At 40.0% G+C, this 14,990-nt stretch carries 13 protein-coding genes and 1 riboswitch; of the genes, 6 read left to right on the forward strand and 7 right to left on the reverse strand.

Going from position 1 to position 14,990, the window contains the following annotated elements:
• Positions 1-5: 5 nt before the first annotated feature.
• Positions 6-1,505: a threonine synthase gene (thrC, locus tag EO117_RS04655; protein ID WP_126939336.1), complete on the reverse strand. Its 1,500-nt coding sequence runs from the start codon at positions 1,503-1,505 to the stop codon at positions 6-8.
• Positions 1,506-1,753: 248 nt separating this feature from the next.
• Positions 1,754-1,923, forward strand: a riboswitch (cobalamin riboswitch).
• A 355-nt stretch (positions 1,924-2,278) separates the two neighbouring features.
• Positions 2,279-3,085, reverse strand: a complete 807-nt coding sequence (locus EO117_RS04660) for an ADP-ribosylglycohydrolase family protein (RefSeq protein ID WP_126939337.1) — start codon at positions 3,083-3,085, stop codon at positions 2,279-2,281.
• Between the two features lie 254 nt (positions 3,086-3,339).
• Here EO117_RS04660 and EO117_RS04665 point away from each other — a divergent pair, with 254 nt between their 5' ends.
• The 4 genes from EO117_RS04665 to ychF all read left to right on the forward strand — a co-directional run bounded on the left by EO117_RS04665 (position 3,340) and on the right by ychF (position 8,617).
• Complete coding sequence (locus EO117_RS04665) at positions 3,340-4,683, forward strand: MATE family efflux transporter (RefSeq protein ID WP_164727490.1); 1,344 nt, start codon at positions 3,340-3,342, stop codon at positions 4,681-4,683.
• Positions 4,684-4,827: 144 nt separating this feature from the next.
• Entirely contained in the window at positions 4,828-6,057 is a 1,230-nt protein-coding gene (locus tag EO117_RS04670; protein WP_126939339.1) for an LL-diaminopimelate aminotransferase, read from the forward strand.
• Positions 6,058-6,217: 160 nt separating this feature from the next.
• Positions 6,218-7,192, forward strand: a complete 975-nt coding sequence (locus EO117_RS04675; RefSeq protein ID WP_126939340.1) for a diaminopimelate dehydrogenase — start codon at positions 6,218-6,220, stop codon at positions 7,190-7,192.
• A gap of 318 nt (positions 7,193-7,510) precedes the next feature.
• The gene (gene ychF, locus EO117_RS04680; RefSeq protein WP_126939341.1) at positions 7,511-8,617 is read left to right on the forward strand and encodes a redox-regulated ATPase YchF; all 1,107 of its coding nucleotides are present in this window, start codon (positions 7,511-7,513) and stop codon (positions 8,615-8,617) included.
• 238 nt (positions 8,618-8,855) lie between these two features.
• On the opposite strand, the gene EO117_RS04685 is transcribed toward ychF, so the two are convergent.
• The 4 genes from EO117_RS04685 to EO117_RS04705 are packed head-to-tail and all read right to left on the reverse strand — an operon-like array spanning position 8,856 to position 11,370.
• The gene (locus EO117_RS04685) at positions 8,856-9,170 is read right to left on the reverse strand and encodes a DUF3343 domain-containing protein (RefSeq protein ID WP_126939342.1); all 315 of its coding nucleotides are present in this window, start codon (positions 9,168-9,170) and stop codon (positions 8,856-8,858) included.
• Positions 9,171-9,228: 58 nt separating this feature from the next.
• Positions 9,229-10,101 carry a sulfurtransferase-like selenium metabolism protein YedF gene (gene yedF / locus EO117_RS09405; RefSeq protein WP_240632580.1) on the reverse strand — a complete coding sequence of 291 codons (873 nt, stop codon included), beginning with the start codon at positions 10,099-10,101 and terminating at the stop codon, positions 9,229-9,231.
• A complete protein-coding gene (selD, locus tag EO117_RS04700) occupies positions 10,091-11,119 on the reverse strand; it encodes a selenide, water dikinase SelD (protein WP_126939343.1) in 1,029 nt (342 codons plus the stop codon). The genes yedF and selD overlap by 11 nt, the downstream gene beginning before the upstream one ends.
• Positions 11,120-11,163: 44 nt before the next feature.
• Positions 11,164-11,370: a DUF951 domain-containing protein gene (locus tag EO117_RS04705; protein WP_126939344.1), complete on the reverse strand. Its 207-nt coding sequence runs from the start codon at positions 11,368-11,370 to the stop codon at positions 11,164-11,166.
• A gap of 522 nt (positions 11,371-11,892) precedes the next feature.
• Here EO117_RS04705 and rbr point away from each other — a divergent pair.
• Positions 11,893-12,441 (forward strand): rubrerythrin, encoded by a 549-nt coding sequence (gene rbr / locus EO117_RS04710; RefSeq protein ID WP_009352954.1) that lies wholly within the window; start codon positions 11,893-11,895, stop codon positions 12,439-12,441.
• 508 nt (positions 12,442-12,949) lie between these two features.
• Positions 12,950-13,441 (forward strand): hypothetical protein, encoded by a 492-nt coding sequence (locus EO117_RS04715; protein WP_126939345.1) that lies wholly within the window; start codon positions 12,950-12,952, stop codon positions 13,439-13,441.
• A 130-nt stretch (positions 13,442-13,571) separates the two neighbouring features.
• Here the strand turns inward: EO117_RS04715 and EO117_RS04720 are convergent, their stop codons facing one another.
• Positions 13,572-14,960, reverse strand: a complete 1,389-nt coding sequence (locus EO117_RS04720) for a cation:dicarboxylate symporter family transporter (protein WP_126939346.1) — start codon at positions 14,958-14,960, stop codon at positions 13,572-13,574.
• Positions 14,961-14,990: the final 30 nt, after the last annotated feature.

The following is a 14,990-nucleotide window of genomic DNA, read 5'->3' on the forward strand; positions in this document are numbered from 1 at the left end:
TTCACCTACTGTCTGAAAGTATCTACAAAGGATAGAATTTCTTCTTTCATAGATTCTTTCGGAATGACCTTGGTGAAGCGCAATGGTTTATGTTGTAACTCCGCCAACTGTTTTGGACAACCCACTCCTGTGACGGCGGAAATATTGTCTAAGCTCTCATAAGGAGTCGAACCTACTTTGATGTCCAAAGCTTCGCAAATCGGTGTTGGGAATTTGAAAGGATGTGCCGTAGAGGCAATCACCGTGTGACGATGTCCATCTTCTGGATGGGATTCTAACTCTTTCATGTATGCCCCCATCGCCACCGCTGTGTGCGGATCCATTACATAGCCATAGGAGTTGTACACTTGCTCGATGACAGCCTTTGTCATGTCATCGTCTACGTAAGCGCCAGCAAATTCTTTTTGCACCGCTTGTAATTCTTCTGGTGTCACGGAGAATTTTCCGTCTGCTTTTAATGCTTTCATGCGGTCAGCTGTCAACTCTGCATTTTCACCGCTCACATAATAGATGAAACGTTCAAAGTTAGAACTTTCTAAAATGTCCATGGACGGGGATATAGTCGTATAGAATGGACGATTCATATCATAGGTACCAGTGCTGAAGAAATCTGCCAGCACATTGTTTTGGTTGGATGCACAAATCAATTTACCCACGGGAGTACCCATGCGTTTTGCATAGTAAGCCGCCAAAATATTGCCGAAGTTACCTGTTGGCACCACTACGTTGAAGGCCTCATCTTCGTGAATCGCACCTGTGTTCACTAGCTCCGCATAAGCCGCCACATAGTATACCACTTGTGGGGCTAAACGGCCGATATTGATAGAATTAGCAGAAGAGAACTTCACCCCTTTGTCTGCTACTTTCTTCGCCACATCAGCATCCACAAAAAGACGTTTTAAGAATTGTTGCGCATCATCAAAGTTACCCTCAATAGCTGTTACATTGACATTCGATCCTTCTTGCTTTTGCATTTGTTCTTGTTGCATTGGGCTAACGCCATCTGTAGGGAAGAACACTTGAATGTGCGTCCCTGGCACGTCTTTGAACCCTTCTAAGGCCGCTTTTCCAGTATCACCAGAGGTCGCCGTCAAGATCAACACGTCTTTCGTTTCTTTCTCAGCTTGTTTTGCTGCTACTAGCAAATAGGGGAACAAGGATAACGCCATATCTTTAAAGGCTTGAGTGCGACCGTGGAACAACTCCAATACAGACACTCGTTCTAATAAAGAATGCATAGGTGCCATGTCTGGCGTATCAAAGTTCACCGTATTATAAGCACTGCGAATCATCGTTTCTAATTCTACTTCTGTGAAAGTCGTAAATAACTTACTCAACACCACCAGTGCAATTTCTTCATAGCTTTTATCCGCTACATCTTGGTAGGAAAGACATTTCTCTGGAAATGTTTCTGGCACATACAGACCACCATCACTCGCCAATCCATTGAGCAACGCAAAGGTTTCGCTCACCGTTTCATGACTGCGCGTACTTGTATACTTCATTCTTTCATCCTTTATGTTTCACAATATATTGTATTATCTTCATTCATTATAAATTAATGCTATCCATTTAGCAAGAAAAGGACCGGCGAATCTATCCCTACAGTGATAACTTTCAGAATGAAAAAGAAGCGTAAGTATGACAATTAGTAATAAAAGTCACAATTATGCCTTTCTAATTACAAAATAGTCATACTTATTCATCTTGTTCTTGACAGTAAAAAACCAAAGCGGTACAATACACACATACAATCAAACATTCGGGAATAGGTGCGAAAGCATAATAGAGAAGCCAGTTAAAGTCTGGCACGGTCCCGCCACTGTAAAGCAGAGCAAATCCAATTATGTCACTGGGAAACTGGGAAGGCTGGAGGCGTGTTGAAGCTAAGTCAGGAGAACTGCCTATTCATCATTCACCACTTGACCTACGAGAGATAGGGAGGAGAATCAAAGGCCTTTTTCTGATACTCCAAACACAAGAAAAAGGATTTTTTATTGCAATATGCGTAGTATGGGATACGTCACATATTGATGATCGCCTTATCATGGCCAAGTGAACTTACCATTATGGTATTAGCACTCAAAGTGTTGATATAGTTGTCATGATTTTGTATGGGCGTACATCATCATCCTAAAAAGAACCTGCCGGTGGGCAGGTTCTTTTTTTATTTTTTCTCTATCGTCATTGCCTTTCACATGGTACAATACAATTGCATAGGGGATTCCGGCCCCTTGTATCATACCCTCAAAGGCAATATGCGTGTCCAGCGCTAGCCTTAGAGGGTTTTTTCTTTGTCCATATACGTGGTTTTAAAATCTTCATAATCTTCCACCATGTAGTCTGGCATCATAGACAACGCTTTTTCTTGAATCCATTCTGGGATTCCATAATAGGCTCCCGCTACAGCACCAACAATGGCGCCCAATGTATCACAGTCACCACCGATGTACATTACATTGCGAATAGCCGATTCATAGTCTTCACTTTCAAAAAAACATTGCATTCCTTCCGGCACCGTTTTTTGACAGCTTGGCTCAAACTTATATGTCTTGTGCAGTTCTTCCACGCTGTACTCACCAGGATAATAGGATCGCACCATCTCTTGGATTTCTTCTTTTGTAGCACCATGCAACGCTTTAAACACAGCTAAAGCTGTCACCTCTCCCCCTTTTAATCCTTCTGGATCATTGTGGGTCGTACCTGTGACAATACGGCTCAGTAGCTTGACCTCTTCTTCTGTGTTTGCCACATACGCTACAGGACTTATACGCATAGCCGCTCCATTCCCCCAGCTACCATAAGCTTCGGTTACATCCGACAAAGCCCATTGAAAGAACTTCGCTCCAAATCCCCCCATCGGTAATGGATTGGAAAGAAAATATTCTTTCATCCGAAGCGTAGTCACTTGTTGTAACTGTGTCCCCCTTCCTTTTACATCAATCAAAGCTCGTGCAATAGCACATGTTAAAATCGAATCATCTGTAGGCTCACAGCGGTTTGATAAAAACTCGAACTCTCGACTTTTTATATTATCAAACTCATAAATAGAGCCCGCCATATCGCCAATAATCGTTCCTAACATTTAACTCCTTTCTGGTGTCTCCACCATGACGCTTGCAATAAAAACATAGATGTATGCAAAAATTATATACTTCTATATTTTTCATACGATATACCTAGTCATATCTATTGATATAACTGAATTGTTATCATTATATACCACATCTTTTTAAGAGACAATAGCTCCCACTGAATATAGACAGATAATATAAATAATGATAAAATTTAAAGTTATTATAATTATATAAAATGGGTAAGTTAGTTTTGGGAGGCATTATGTCTTTAGTTTCTATGATTAAACATTTCCTACTTGTAGCTGCCCCTGTCATTGCTACACAATTTTCTATCATCGCTGGTAGTTTTGTAGCGGTCACATTAACAGGACAATACAGTACTATAGATTTAGCGGCTATCGGAGTAGGATATAACTTATGGGTAGCTACTTTTTTTGGGCTATCTGGCATTTTACTTGGGGTCACTCCAATTATTTCTCATACCTTAGGGGCTAAAAAAACAAAATCCATAGCTGCTACTATGTGGCAAAACATCTATTTAGGGCTTGCCTTTGCAATAGTTCTTATCCTTGTCACCCTACTTGGTTTATCTCCTTTATTAGATCTATTGGGATTAGAACCAGCAGCAAAATCTGTTTGCATCCAATATATGAACGCCATGTGTGTCGCCTTTCCAGCTATGATGATTATGTCTGGATTTCGATATATCGTCGATGCCCACGGAAATACACGCTATTCCTTATATATCATTGGTAGTAGTGTATTGCTTCAATCTATTTTTAATGTATTATTCATACAAGGTTATGGTCCCTTTCCTGCTCTTGGTGGGTTCGGTGCCGGCATTTCTACAGCGATTGCCTATTGGTATATGATGTTATGCTTCCTTGGGTTAATTACATTTCATAAGAATTTTAAGCACTATCGATTTTGGTCATCTTTTACTGGGCCTAGCTGGATATTGATCCGAGACCAATTATCGTTAGGCATCCCTATCGGTTTATCTATTTTTGCTGAAATCAGCATTTTTAGCGCTGCTGGCATTGCTATGACAAAATTCACTACTGAAATCATAGCGGCTCATCAAGCTGCCTCCAGCTTTCTTGGACTAACCTTTTCTTTTCCACTCAGTTTAAGTATGGCCTCTACCATCGTCATTGCCTATGAATTAGGGGCTAAACAATATCAAAATGCCATTACATACACATGGATTACCCGTGGCGTAGCCATCTGTATTGCTCTTTGCATTGGGACCTATTCCTTTACACATATCGATTTTTTAGCAAGTCTATATACCAAAGAAGATCATATGATTCCTCTCATTGAAAGTTTTATTTCCTATGCTGTATTCTTCACTATTATCGATGCTTTAGGGACACCACTACAAGGTGTCCTAAGGGCCTATCGTGATGTAACTAGTGTTTCTATTATTACCATAGGCACTTATTGGGGGGTCACTGTACCTGTAGCATATCTATGTTATTTATTTACGGACTTTGGGCCTTATTCCGTATGGATTGGGCTATTAACAAGCACCTCAACAGCAGCTTTATGCTATATGTATCGTTTACGAAAAGTACAACGCAATGTACTGAACATGTCATTTTAAAATCATTACATACTATACCCCCATTTTACTTTTGACATATCTTTTTAAATACTATAGAATATAGAGATGCAATTTAAAGGTCTCTTGAAGAGCCTTTGCATCTCTATGGATTAATATTGTTATATTGTAAGATAAGGAGCTACTATGGCTACTGTAAATCCAAATTACGAAAACCTACAAGGTTCTTATTTATTCGCTAACATCGCTCGTAAAGTAGAAGCTTTCAAAGAAAGCCATCCTGAGGCAGACATCATTCGCCTTGGTATTGGTGATGTGACACGTCCTCTTGTGCCAGCTGTAATTGAAGCTATGCACGCAGCGGTGGATGAAATGGGTTCTGCTGACACATTCCGTGGTTACGGTCCTGAGCAAGGCTATGATTTTTTGCGTAATGCTATTGCTGAAGGAGATTACGCTCCCCTAGGTATTACCATTCAAGCGGATGAAATTTTCGTGTCCGACGGTGCTAAATCTGATGTGGGTAACATCCAAGAAATTTTCTCTGAAGATAACATCATTGCTATTACTGACCCTGTATATCCTGTATACCTTGACTCTAATGTTATGGGCGGTCGTACTGGCAAAGCTATCGACGGTATTTATGAAAAAGTAGTATACCTACCAACGAACGCAGAGAACAATTTCTCTCCGGATTTTCCAAAAGAACGTGTAGACATTGTTTATCTTTGCTGCCCTAATAACCCTACAGGCACTGTATTAAGCCGTGCTCGCTTGACTGAATGGGTGCAATGGTGTAAAGAAAACGAAGCAATTTTGATGTTTGACTCTGCTTATGAAGCGTTCATCACTTCTACGGATACAGTTCGTTCTATTTATGAAATTGAAGGCGCTCGTGAAGTGGCTATCGAATTCCGCTCTTTCTCTAAAACAGCTGGATTCACTGGCACTCGTTGCGCCTACACTGTAGTCCCTCATGAAGTAACTGCAAAAAATGCAGAGGGTAAACGGGTTCCTCTAAATCCTATGTGGAATCGTCGTCAAACTACAAAATTCAACGGAGTTCCTTACATCATCCAACGTGGTGCTGCTGCTGTATACACACCAGAGGGCCGTGCCCAAATTAAAGAGCATATCGCTTACTATATGGAAAATGCACGCATTATCCGTGAAGGCCTAGAAGCCATTGGTCTTACTGTATTTGGTGGCGTCGATGCTCCGTATATTTGGATCCAAGCTCCGAAAGGTATGAGCAGTTGGGACTTATTCGATACCTTATTAGAAAAGGTACACATTGTAAGTACCCCTGGATCCGGCTTTGGCCCTGAAGGAGAAGGCTATCTACGTCTCACTGCATTCGGCAGCCGAGAAAATACGATTCGCGCAGTAGATCGCATTAAAATATTACAATTTTAATATTCCCCTTTTCTATATGGGAATTTTCCGCTATAATGATACATGCGAAAATAGTGGGCGCAATGTCCCTAATTTATTTCATCATATACTGTAATTTTCCATTACAGTTCGTATAGTATTATTATTAATGAAAGTATCAACTTTCACGAAAGGAAGTAACATGAGTAACATTCGTATTGGTATCGTTGGATACGGTAACCTTGGTCGCGGTGTAGAAGCGGCTGTAGCATTACAACCAGATATGGAATTAGTAGGCGTATTCTCCCGTCGTTCTGGTTTACAAACTGTTAGCGGTGTGCCTAGCTACACAATGGAAGACGTAGAGTCTTTCAAAGGTAAGATTGATGTGATGGTATTATGCGGTGGCAGCGCTACAGATTTAATCGATCAAACTCCAGCTATCGCAGCACATTTCAATGTCATCGATAGTTTTGATACACATGCTCGTATTCCTGAGCACTTTGAAAACGTAGGCAAAGTAGCTCAAGAAGCCGGCACTGCTGCTCTAATTTCTTGCGGTTGGGACCCTGGCATGTTCTCTTTACAACGTGTATACGCTGAAAGCATCTTACCTCAAGGCGATTCCTACACATTCTGGGGCCGTGGTGTATCCCAAGGTCATTCCGACGCAATCCGTCGTATCGAAGGCGTGGCAGATGCACGCCAATATACAGTACCTAAACAAGAGATCATCTCCTCTATCCGTAACGGTGAAACTCCTGAAGTAACAGCGACATCTTCTCACCTTCGCGAATGTTACGTAGTATTGAAAGAAGGCGCTGACGCAGCTCGTATTGAAAACGAAATCAAAACAATGCCTAACTACTTCGTTGGTTATGAAACAACAGTAACATTCATTTCCCAAGAAGAATTAGATGCAAACCACAAAGGTATTCCACATGGTGGTCTTGTCATCCGTAGTGGCGAAACTACAACAGGTACAAAACATATCTATGAATTCGGCTTACAATTAGATTCTAACCCTGAGTTCACAGGTGCTGTATTAGTAGCCTTCGCTCGTGGCGTACACCGCTTAGCAGCACATGGTGGCCGTGGTGCTTTCACAGTATTCGATATTGCACCAGCTTGGTTATCCCCAAAATCTGCTGAAGAATTACGTGCACATTATCTATAAGATATACGTTAGTAGCATCTTATTTCATGAGATACTCGGGACTGTAATAACATAGTCAAAACAAAGTAGAGGAACGTCGATCAAGGAGTATCAACGTTCCTCTATTTTTATATTTTGCATAAATCTATTGGCAGGTAGTATGCAATTATGGTATACTATGACTGTAAAAAAGAGAGCCCACAACGTATACTAGGCGTTAGGCTCATCTCGAAACGTATCAAAAATCGAAATGCCTAACGTGTTAAGGTACGCGAAACCTTATATCGTTAGGCATTTATATTATTTTAATAATTATCGCAAGCACTAAAGGAGTTACCAATGAGCACAAATTTAGAAGTAGGCATTGTAGGCCTTCCGAATGTCGGAAAAAGTACATTGTTTAATGCTATTACAAAGGCTGGCGCAGAAGCGGCAAACTATCCTTTCTGCACCATCGAACCAAATGTAGGCGTTGTTGACGTACCAGACGCTCGTTTAGCTGTATTGGCTGAAATGTTCGGTTCTAAACGCATCTTACCTGCTGCTATGCGCTTTGTAGACATTGCAGGCTTAGTAGCTGGTGCTTCCAAAGGGGAAGGTTTGGGCAACAAGTTCTTGAGTCATATCCGCCAAGTCGATGCTATCGCCCAAGTCATTCGTTGTTTCGATGACCCTAACATCACACATGTGGCAGGTTCTGTAGATCCTGTTCGCGATATTGAAATCATCAACACTGAACTTTGCTTAGCTGACCTTGAAAGCGTAGATAAACGCTTACAACGCATTGCTAAGTTAGCAAAATCTGGCGACAAAGATGCTCGTATGGAAGCACCTATTTTAGAAAAAGTATCTGCTGCATTAGGCGATGCCATCCCTGTTCGTGCCCAAGGCTTAACAGAAGATGAATTGGAAATCTTAAAAGACTTAACACTATTAACAGCTAAAAAATCTTTATACGTAGCCAATGTAGGCGAAGACGAAGTATCTGACTACTCAGGCAATGAGTTTGTCAAACAAGTTGAAGACTATGCTGCTAAAGAAGGTTCTGGCGTAGTTGTCGTATCTGCTCGCATTGAATCTGAAATTGCTGAATTATCCGACGAAGAAGCAACGGCTTTCTTAGCTGACCTCGGTTTAGAAGAAAGCGGCTTAACAAAATTAATCAAAGCTAGTTATTCCTTATTGGGCTTAATTAACTACTTCACAGCTGGCGAAATGGAAGCTCGTGCGTGGACTATCGTGGAAGGCACAAAAGCACCTCAAGCAGCCGGTAAAATCCACTCCGACATCGAGAAAGGTTTCATTCGTGCAGAGATCGTATCCTTTGATGATTTAGAAGCGTGCGGCAGCCAAAATGCGGCCAAAGAAAAAGGTCTTGTTCGCCTAGAAGGCAAAGACTATATCATGAAAGACGGCGATGTAACCCATTTCCGTTTCAACGTATAATAACCTACTAATACAATACAGGCATATACAGTGTACTTGGACTTAGAATATCACTGTATATGCCTCTTTTACTTTATTTCACTTCAAAAATTCATTTACAACATGTACCTAACAATGATACAAGTCTACAAATACTTTTAACTATAAACTACATATAAAAAAACTAGGCACATATTTCTCCGTGTTCCTAGCTTTTATACTATTTCAATACATCCTCAACTATATGCTATTCCCTATATTAGCAAGGTGTGTGTACATATTCTATCGGTTCTTTCCCCTTTTCATAATAATACATATGAGAAGGGGTTATCTTTTCTACTTCAAAGATGTGCAACACTTCTTTTATATATTCTTCTTTTATACCAATAGATAACCCACAACTACTAGATAGTTCTGACGGTACTGGCATCAACTGATGAGATACTTTATATTGTCCTAGCATTTTATCTGCTTTGTCAGCAAAATAATAAGAGCTAAATAGAACGAGTACTTTTTGTGGTACCTTATCTGTAGCTGTATCAGGTCTCTTACTATCTACCGTAAAAACGTCCATATGTGTCTACCTCATTCAATAGTTCCAGCTCCATCCTCCAATATCATCCCACATCTAGTTACAATGTAACAAATGGCTCTTGCATCATACTTTCGGTAATGGCATACATATTCGTAATAGTGCCTACTTGTACTTTGTCTTTCACCTCGTAAAAGTCTAAGCAAATGCCACAGCCACTAATTGTTACTCCTGCTGCTTCTAACGCTTTAAAGTTTTCGATATGTTCAGACCCTTCTACAAGCATTTTCACAGCACTATTGATGCAATAGATGGCTTTGGGTTTCACATCTGTTTCTGTCAATACATAAATGAATGTTTTCATCAAGTTACGGCCTAACTCTTCGCTACCTTCCCCTAAATAATCTTTTGTCAATAATACTACTTTGCCCCCCATAGAAGAGTTTGGAATGGACGGCGCCACAGTTCCCATTAATTCAGGTGGCACTGTATCTTGACCAATTGGCACGCCCGTCACCGTTTTTTCCGTTTTTGTCTTTTCATAGGCAGCAATACTACGCTCTAAGCTACCTGTCCCATTTGTCATATAAAATGGGGCTTCTCCACCAGCAATTGTTGTATTTGTTACCACTTTTCCTAAAGGTGCAGCAAATTCATTTTCAAAAATTTCCTCCAAATCAAGTTCTTCTAGATCATTCGACGTTTGAATGTTCACAGCGCTAACCGCTGCTACTTCCTCTTTCACCACTATAGGAGGAATCAATACTACAATATAATTTCCTTCTTGCTCTAGTACATGGTTTTCATAGCCTCGGTATTCCCCTAACTTCACCACATTGTCACGGCTCACATCATTATCGACGATGACTTTCACATACGTATTCGGATCGGCATCCATCGCTTTTTTTGCTTCAATCACTGGTGCTGGGCATACTTGGCCTCGCATATCTAAGGTTACTTCTTTATTTGACATAGACTTCTTTCCTTCCTTTTTGAATAACACGGCCAATCTGCGCAGCCTGTAAACCCTTAGCTTGTAACTCTGAAAGCAACCGTTTTCCTTCACTTTCAGAACAAGCAAATAATAAACCGCCTGATGTTTGCGGATCAAAGCAAATATCACTCCATACAGAATCTAAATACGTCGAAAAATCTGCCTGATCTCCCAGAGCCTTGCGATTCCCATACGTGGACGCTGGAACTAGGCCCATACGAGCAGCCTCTAATACATCAGTAAAGAGAGGAATTTGCTCCGTATAGAGTTCAATAGAAGTTCCACTAGCTTTTGCCATTTCAGATACATGACCAATTAAACTGAATCCCGTAATATCCGTACAGCCATGAATCGTAAACTGTGCTGCCACATCTCGAGCCCCTTTATTAATGGTACCCATACTTTGCATAGCTTCCTGCACACCTTCGAGAAATACACCACCTTTTGCAGCCGTATTCATAATTCCGGTTCCAATCGGCTTGGATAGAATTAACACATCCCCCACTTGAGCATCTCCATTGGTCCAAATATGACGAGGATCAATGAGACCTGTTACAGCCATTCCAAAAATAGGCACTTCATTTTCGATACTGTGACCACCAAGAAGAGCTACTCCCGTCTCCTGTAAGACCTCATTGGCGCCCTCTAAGACATCACGAAGGACACCCTCTTTCACTAAAGGTACAGGAAAGCCTACGATATTCAATGCTGATATAGGTGTACCACCCATGGCATAAATATCACTTAAACTATTACAAGCTGCCACACGACCAAAGAGTCTCGGATCTGCCACTGGAGGTGTAAAAAAATCCACTGTCTGTACAATGGCTTGACTGTCATTAATCTGATACACACCAGCATCTTCCATACCAGATGCATCTGTCAATACAGCTGGATGTGTAGGCATCTTCATATGCTGCAACACATCCGCTAAAATGTGAGGTCCAATCTTACAAGCGCAACCACCCTTAGCTGCATATTTCGTTAAATCAACCATAGATATCCCTCTCCTAGAAAACTATAAGGATATATCATCACTTCTTATTTTTCTGTCATTTCTTTTCTGGATACTATTTTTTTTACATTCTTTTCAAACTTAGGTCGCGGTATCATCACTTGATGCCCACAGCCTTCACAAACGGTTACGAAATCAACGCCAGTTCGTTTAATCTCCCAATTCTGACTACCGCAAGGATGAGGTTTCTTCATTTGCACCACATCACCAACTTGGTATTTTACAAATCCCATAGGCACCTCCTATTTCCATAATTATGTTTATAGTATATCATCTAACTTTATATTTCTCTATAGTACCATATGGGTATTACTGAAAGTTTCTCCCTACGCATTTCCTTATAAACTATAAACATTGATGACTAGTATCATTTGATAGGATGTTAAAAATACCTACCATATCACTATGCACTCTAAACCCTATAAATAGAGAGATTTCTATGTATTATCATTACATTTTTACCTCTTGAGTTCGATTCTCAATTTCTATTTTATGTAATTCCCTTATTTTTAACGGGATTTAAGTAGCTATAAATACGATAATACAGCCGATTGAGAGGATTTATCATTTATAAAAAAAATTTAAAATTTTCTAAAAAAAGACTTGCATTTCTCATTTTCATAGTCTATAATGTAATCAACAATGATTATTCGTTAAGTAACGAAATCAATAGGGAATCACTCAAGTGAATGATCCCAATATACAAATAAGTATTTAATGTATTACAACTATGTAAAGTACATGGAGGAACAAAAATGCCAGAATTAAAAGGTACTCAAACAGAAAAAAATCTTCAAGCAGCATTCGCTGGTGAATCTCAAGCTAATCGTAAATACACATACTACGCAAGTGCGGCTCGTAAAGCTGGTATGAACAAAATTGCTGATTACTTTGAAGAAACAGCTATCAACGAATCCGCTCACGCTAAAGTATGGTTCAAATTATTACACGGTGGCGATGTAAATGCTGACGTAGCAATCAACTTAAAAGACGCTGCTGCTGGTGAACACTACGAACACACTGTAATGTACCCAGAATTTGCTAAAGTTGCAAAAGAAGAAGGTTTCGCTAAAATCGCTTACTTATTCGAACAAGTTGGCGTTATCGAAGCTCGTCACGAAGAACGTTACCTTGACCTTGTAACTGCTGTTGAAGGCGGTAAAGTGTTCAAACGTGAACAACCAGTTGCTTGGATCTGCGCTAACTGTGGTTACATCCACATCGGCGAAGAAGCTCCAAAACTTTGCCCAGTATGTGCTCATCCACAAGCATTCTTCTCTCAACACGGAGAAACTCTTATCTAATCAGTAAACCGAGTGGTTTCTTAGATAAGTATTATAGAACTGTATCAAGTGATACAAACCAATCTATATAAGAACTAAGTAGTTCTAAAGGCAAGTGCCTGATATACAAAATATACTAAGTAGTAATAATAGTTACCCAAGTGGGTCAAATTACATATACATTATCCCAAGTGGGCTAAGACTAGTATAAGTATACTTAAGCGACTGTGAAAACAGTCGCTTTTTTGTATGCCAATCTATACAAACTTATGGGTATCCTATATATAGTAGGTATGACTATTTTTTACTATTCGTCATCTTCTCTTCATATTAATAGGATATACTTTAGAGACAAATAATAGGATCCACTAAATTAGTTCTAATCCTTATAATTCTAATTATATGTTTAATTCATTGTTTGCCTAACCTATTAAACACCTTGAAGTAACATATAATACACTCTATGGTAACTACTAATAGGGTGTGCCTAATTAACGTTTATAAATAAAATCATGACAAGGAGACACTTATGAAACGTGCACTACTATTGACAACACTAGCCATGACCATCGGTTCTTCCGCTTTTGCTTCAACTATTAATTATCCTAGCTTTCAAGGAGAGCATAAACCTATGTCTTTTAAAATGGCATCTACGGAAGATATGAAGGCCTATACAAAGGAATTGGAAGATTACTTAGCGGATACAGATGCAGTAATTCAAATGTTGATTACTAAAAAGCGCGCTGCTATCGATGCTTACAACGCGGGTGTGCTTGAATATAACAAGGATGACTTCTTCCACAAAGACCGTGTTGAACCATACTCCTACGATGAAAGCTACTCCCAAACTAAACATGTAGGTGGTCATACATACCATTCTTTCGGAGATACCGTGATTATCACGTCTAACAATATCATTCCTGCAACAGAGGAAACAAAATCTCAAACGAAAGAGGAAGAGGATGCTTTTGCTCGTATGATGCGCCGAATGGAAAAACACCTTGGCTTGAATCATTGGTAACCCAGATTTCCTTAAAAATATCCCCAAACAAAAAGGCTGTAGCCCCTCAAATCAGTAATCTACAGCCTTATATTTGTTTCTTAGTACTTTCATCATAGATACATCCTGTATCTAATGCACTACTTATACATTATCGAATTGTTTTTGTGTCATTAAATGCTTCTTGGTCAAATGTTCCTTGTAATCGGTCTACTACGATAGCATTTGTCATAGAACCACTTACATTTAACATGGTACGTCCCATATCAACGATAGGATCGACTGCTAAGATTGGGGAAATAGACCCGAAAAAGGCACCCATACCTGTACCAGACAAGGAGACAGATGCTGCCATAGTCGCCGTGCCAGGTACGCCAGCAATCCCTAAGGATCCTAAAGCGATAACAATAACGCTCATTACATACATTGTGAAGTCTAATGGCACTCCAGATACACGGGCGATATAGATGATACACAATGCAGGGAAAATGCCTGCACAGCCTTGCATACCTGCTGTGGTACCAAAGCTTGCTACTGTATTCGCAGTAGCAGGATTAACCCCTAATTTTTTAGTCAATGTTTCTACTGTTAATGGCAATACGCCCATACTAGAACGGGATGTGAAAGCCAAAATTAGCGCTTCTTTTGCCTTGCGGAAGTACATAATAGGGCTCACACCGAATAGGATCAATAGAATAGCTTGTACTACCAACATAACCGCTACCCCCACATAGATTAACACAATAAATAAAGCCATATCAGCAATAGCTCCGAACCCTTTTTGTGCTAATGTAGTAGCCAATAATGCAACTACACCATATGGCATTAAGCCAATGATGAAATCAGCTACCCAGAAAATCACTGTGTATGCTTCATCAAATAATTTTGTCATCACTTGTAAATCGGTGGCACCATGTTGTTTAGCAAGTCGTGCAATCCCGCCAATAATAACACCAAATACAACAATAGCAATGACATTTGTTTCTGCCATAGCATGCACTGGATTGGCAGGAATTAAAGCACGTAATGTATCAACCACTGGTTTTACTTCACGCATTTTAGAGTCACCAACTACCGCCAAGGTTCCTTCGCCTAATCCAGTCACTGTGCCTAGCACTAGACCCACGATAGCCGCAATACCTACCATCACTAAAGCGACGATACCTGTGGAGGATACAAGACGTTTTAAATTTGCATTGGTATCCATATGTAAAATAACATGAACAATAGAAATAAATACTACAGGGATAACAAGCATACGAATTAAATCAATAAATCCGCCCCCGATAAGTGAGAACCACTTCGTACTTTCTTTAATAAATACTACATCCATCGGGTTTTTAGGGAATCCAGCAATCAATTGCACCGCAACCCCTAACACAGCCCCCACTACAGTGGCAATCATTACAAGTGTACCAAAGTGAATATTTCTTTTCTGAAGAAAATATACATATCCTAATGCGATAACGAATAGCACCAGTATCCCTATCGTCATAGGATCGCTAATCATGAGAAATTGTTTAAAAAATGGCATATCCATACAAATTCTCCTTCCTTTCCAGACTAAACT

This window comes from Veillonella sp. VA142 (assembly GCF_003992135.1).
Lineage (GTDB): Bacteria > Bacillota > Negativicutes > Veillonellales > Veillonellaceae > F0422.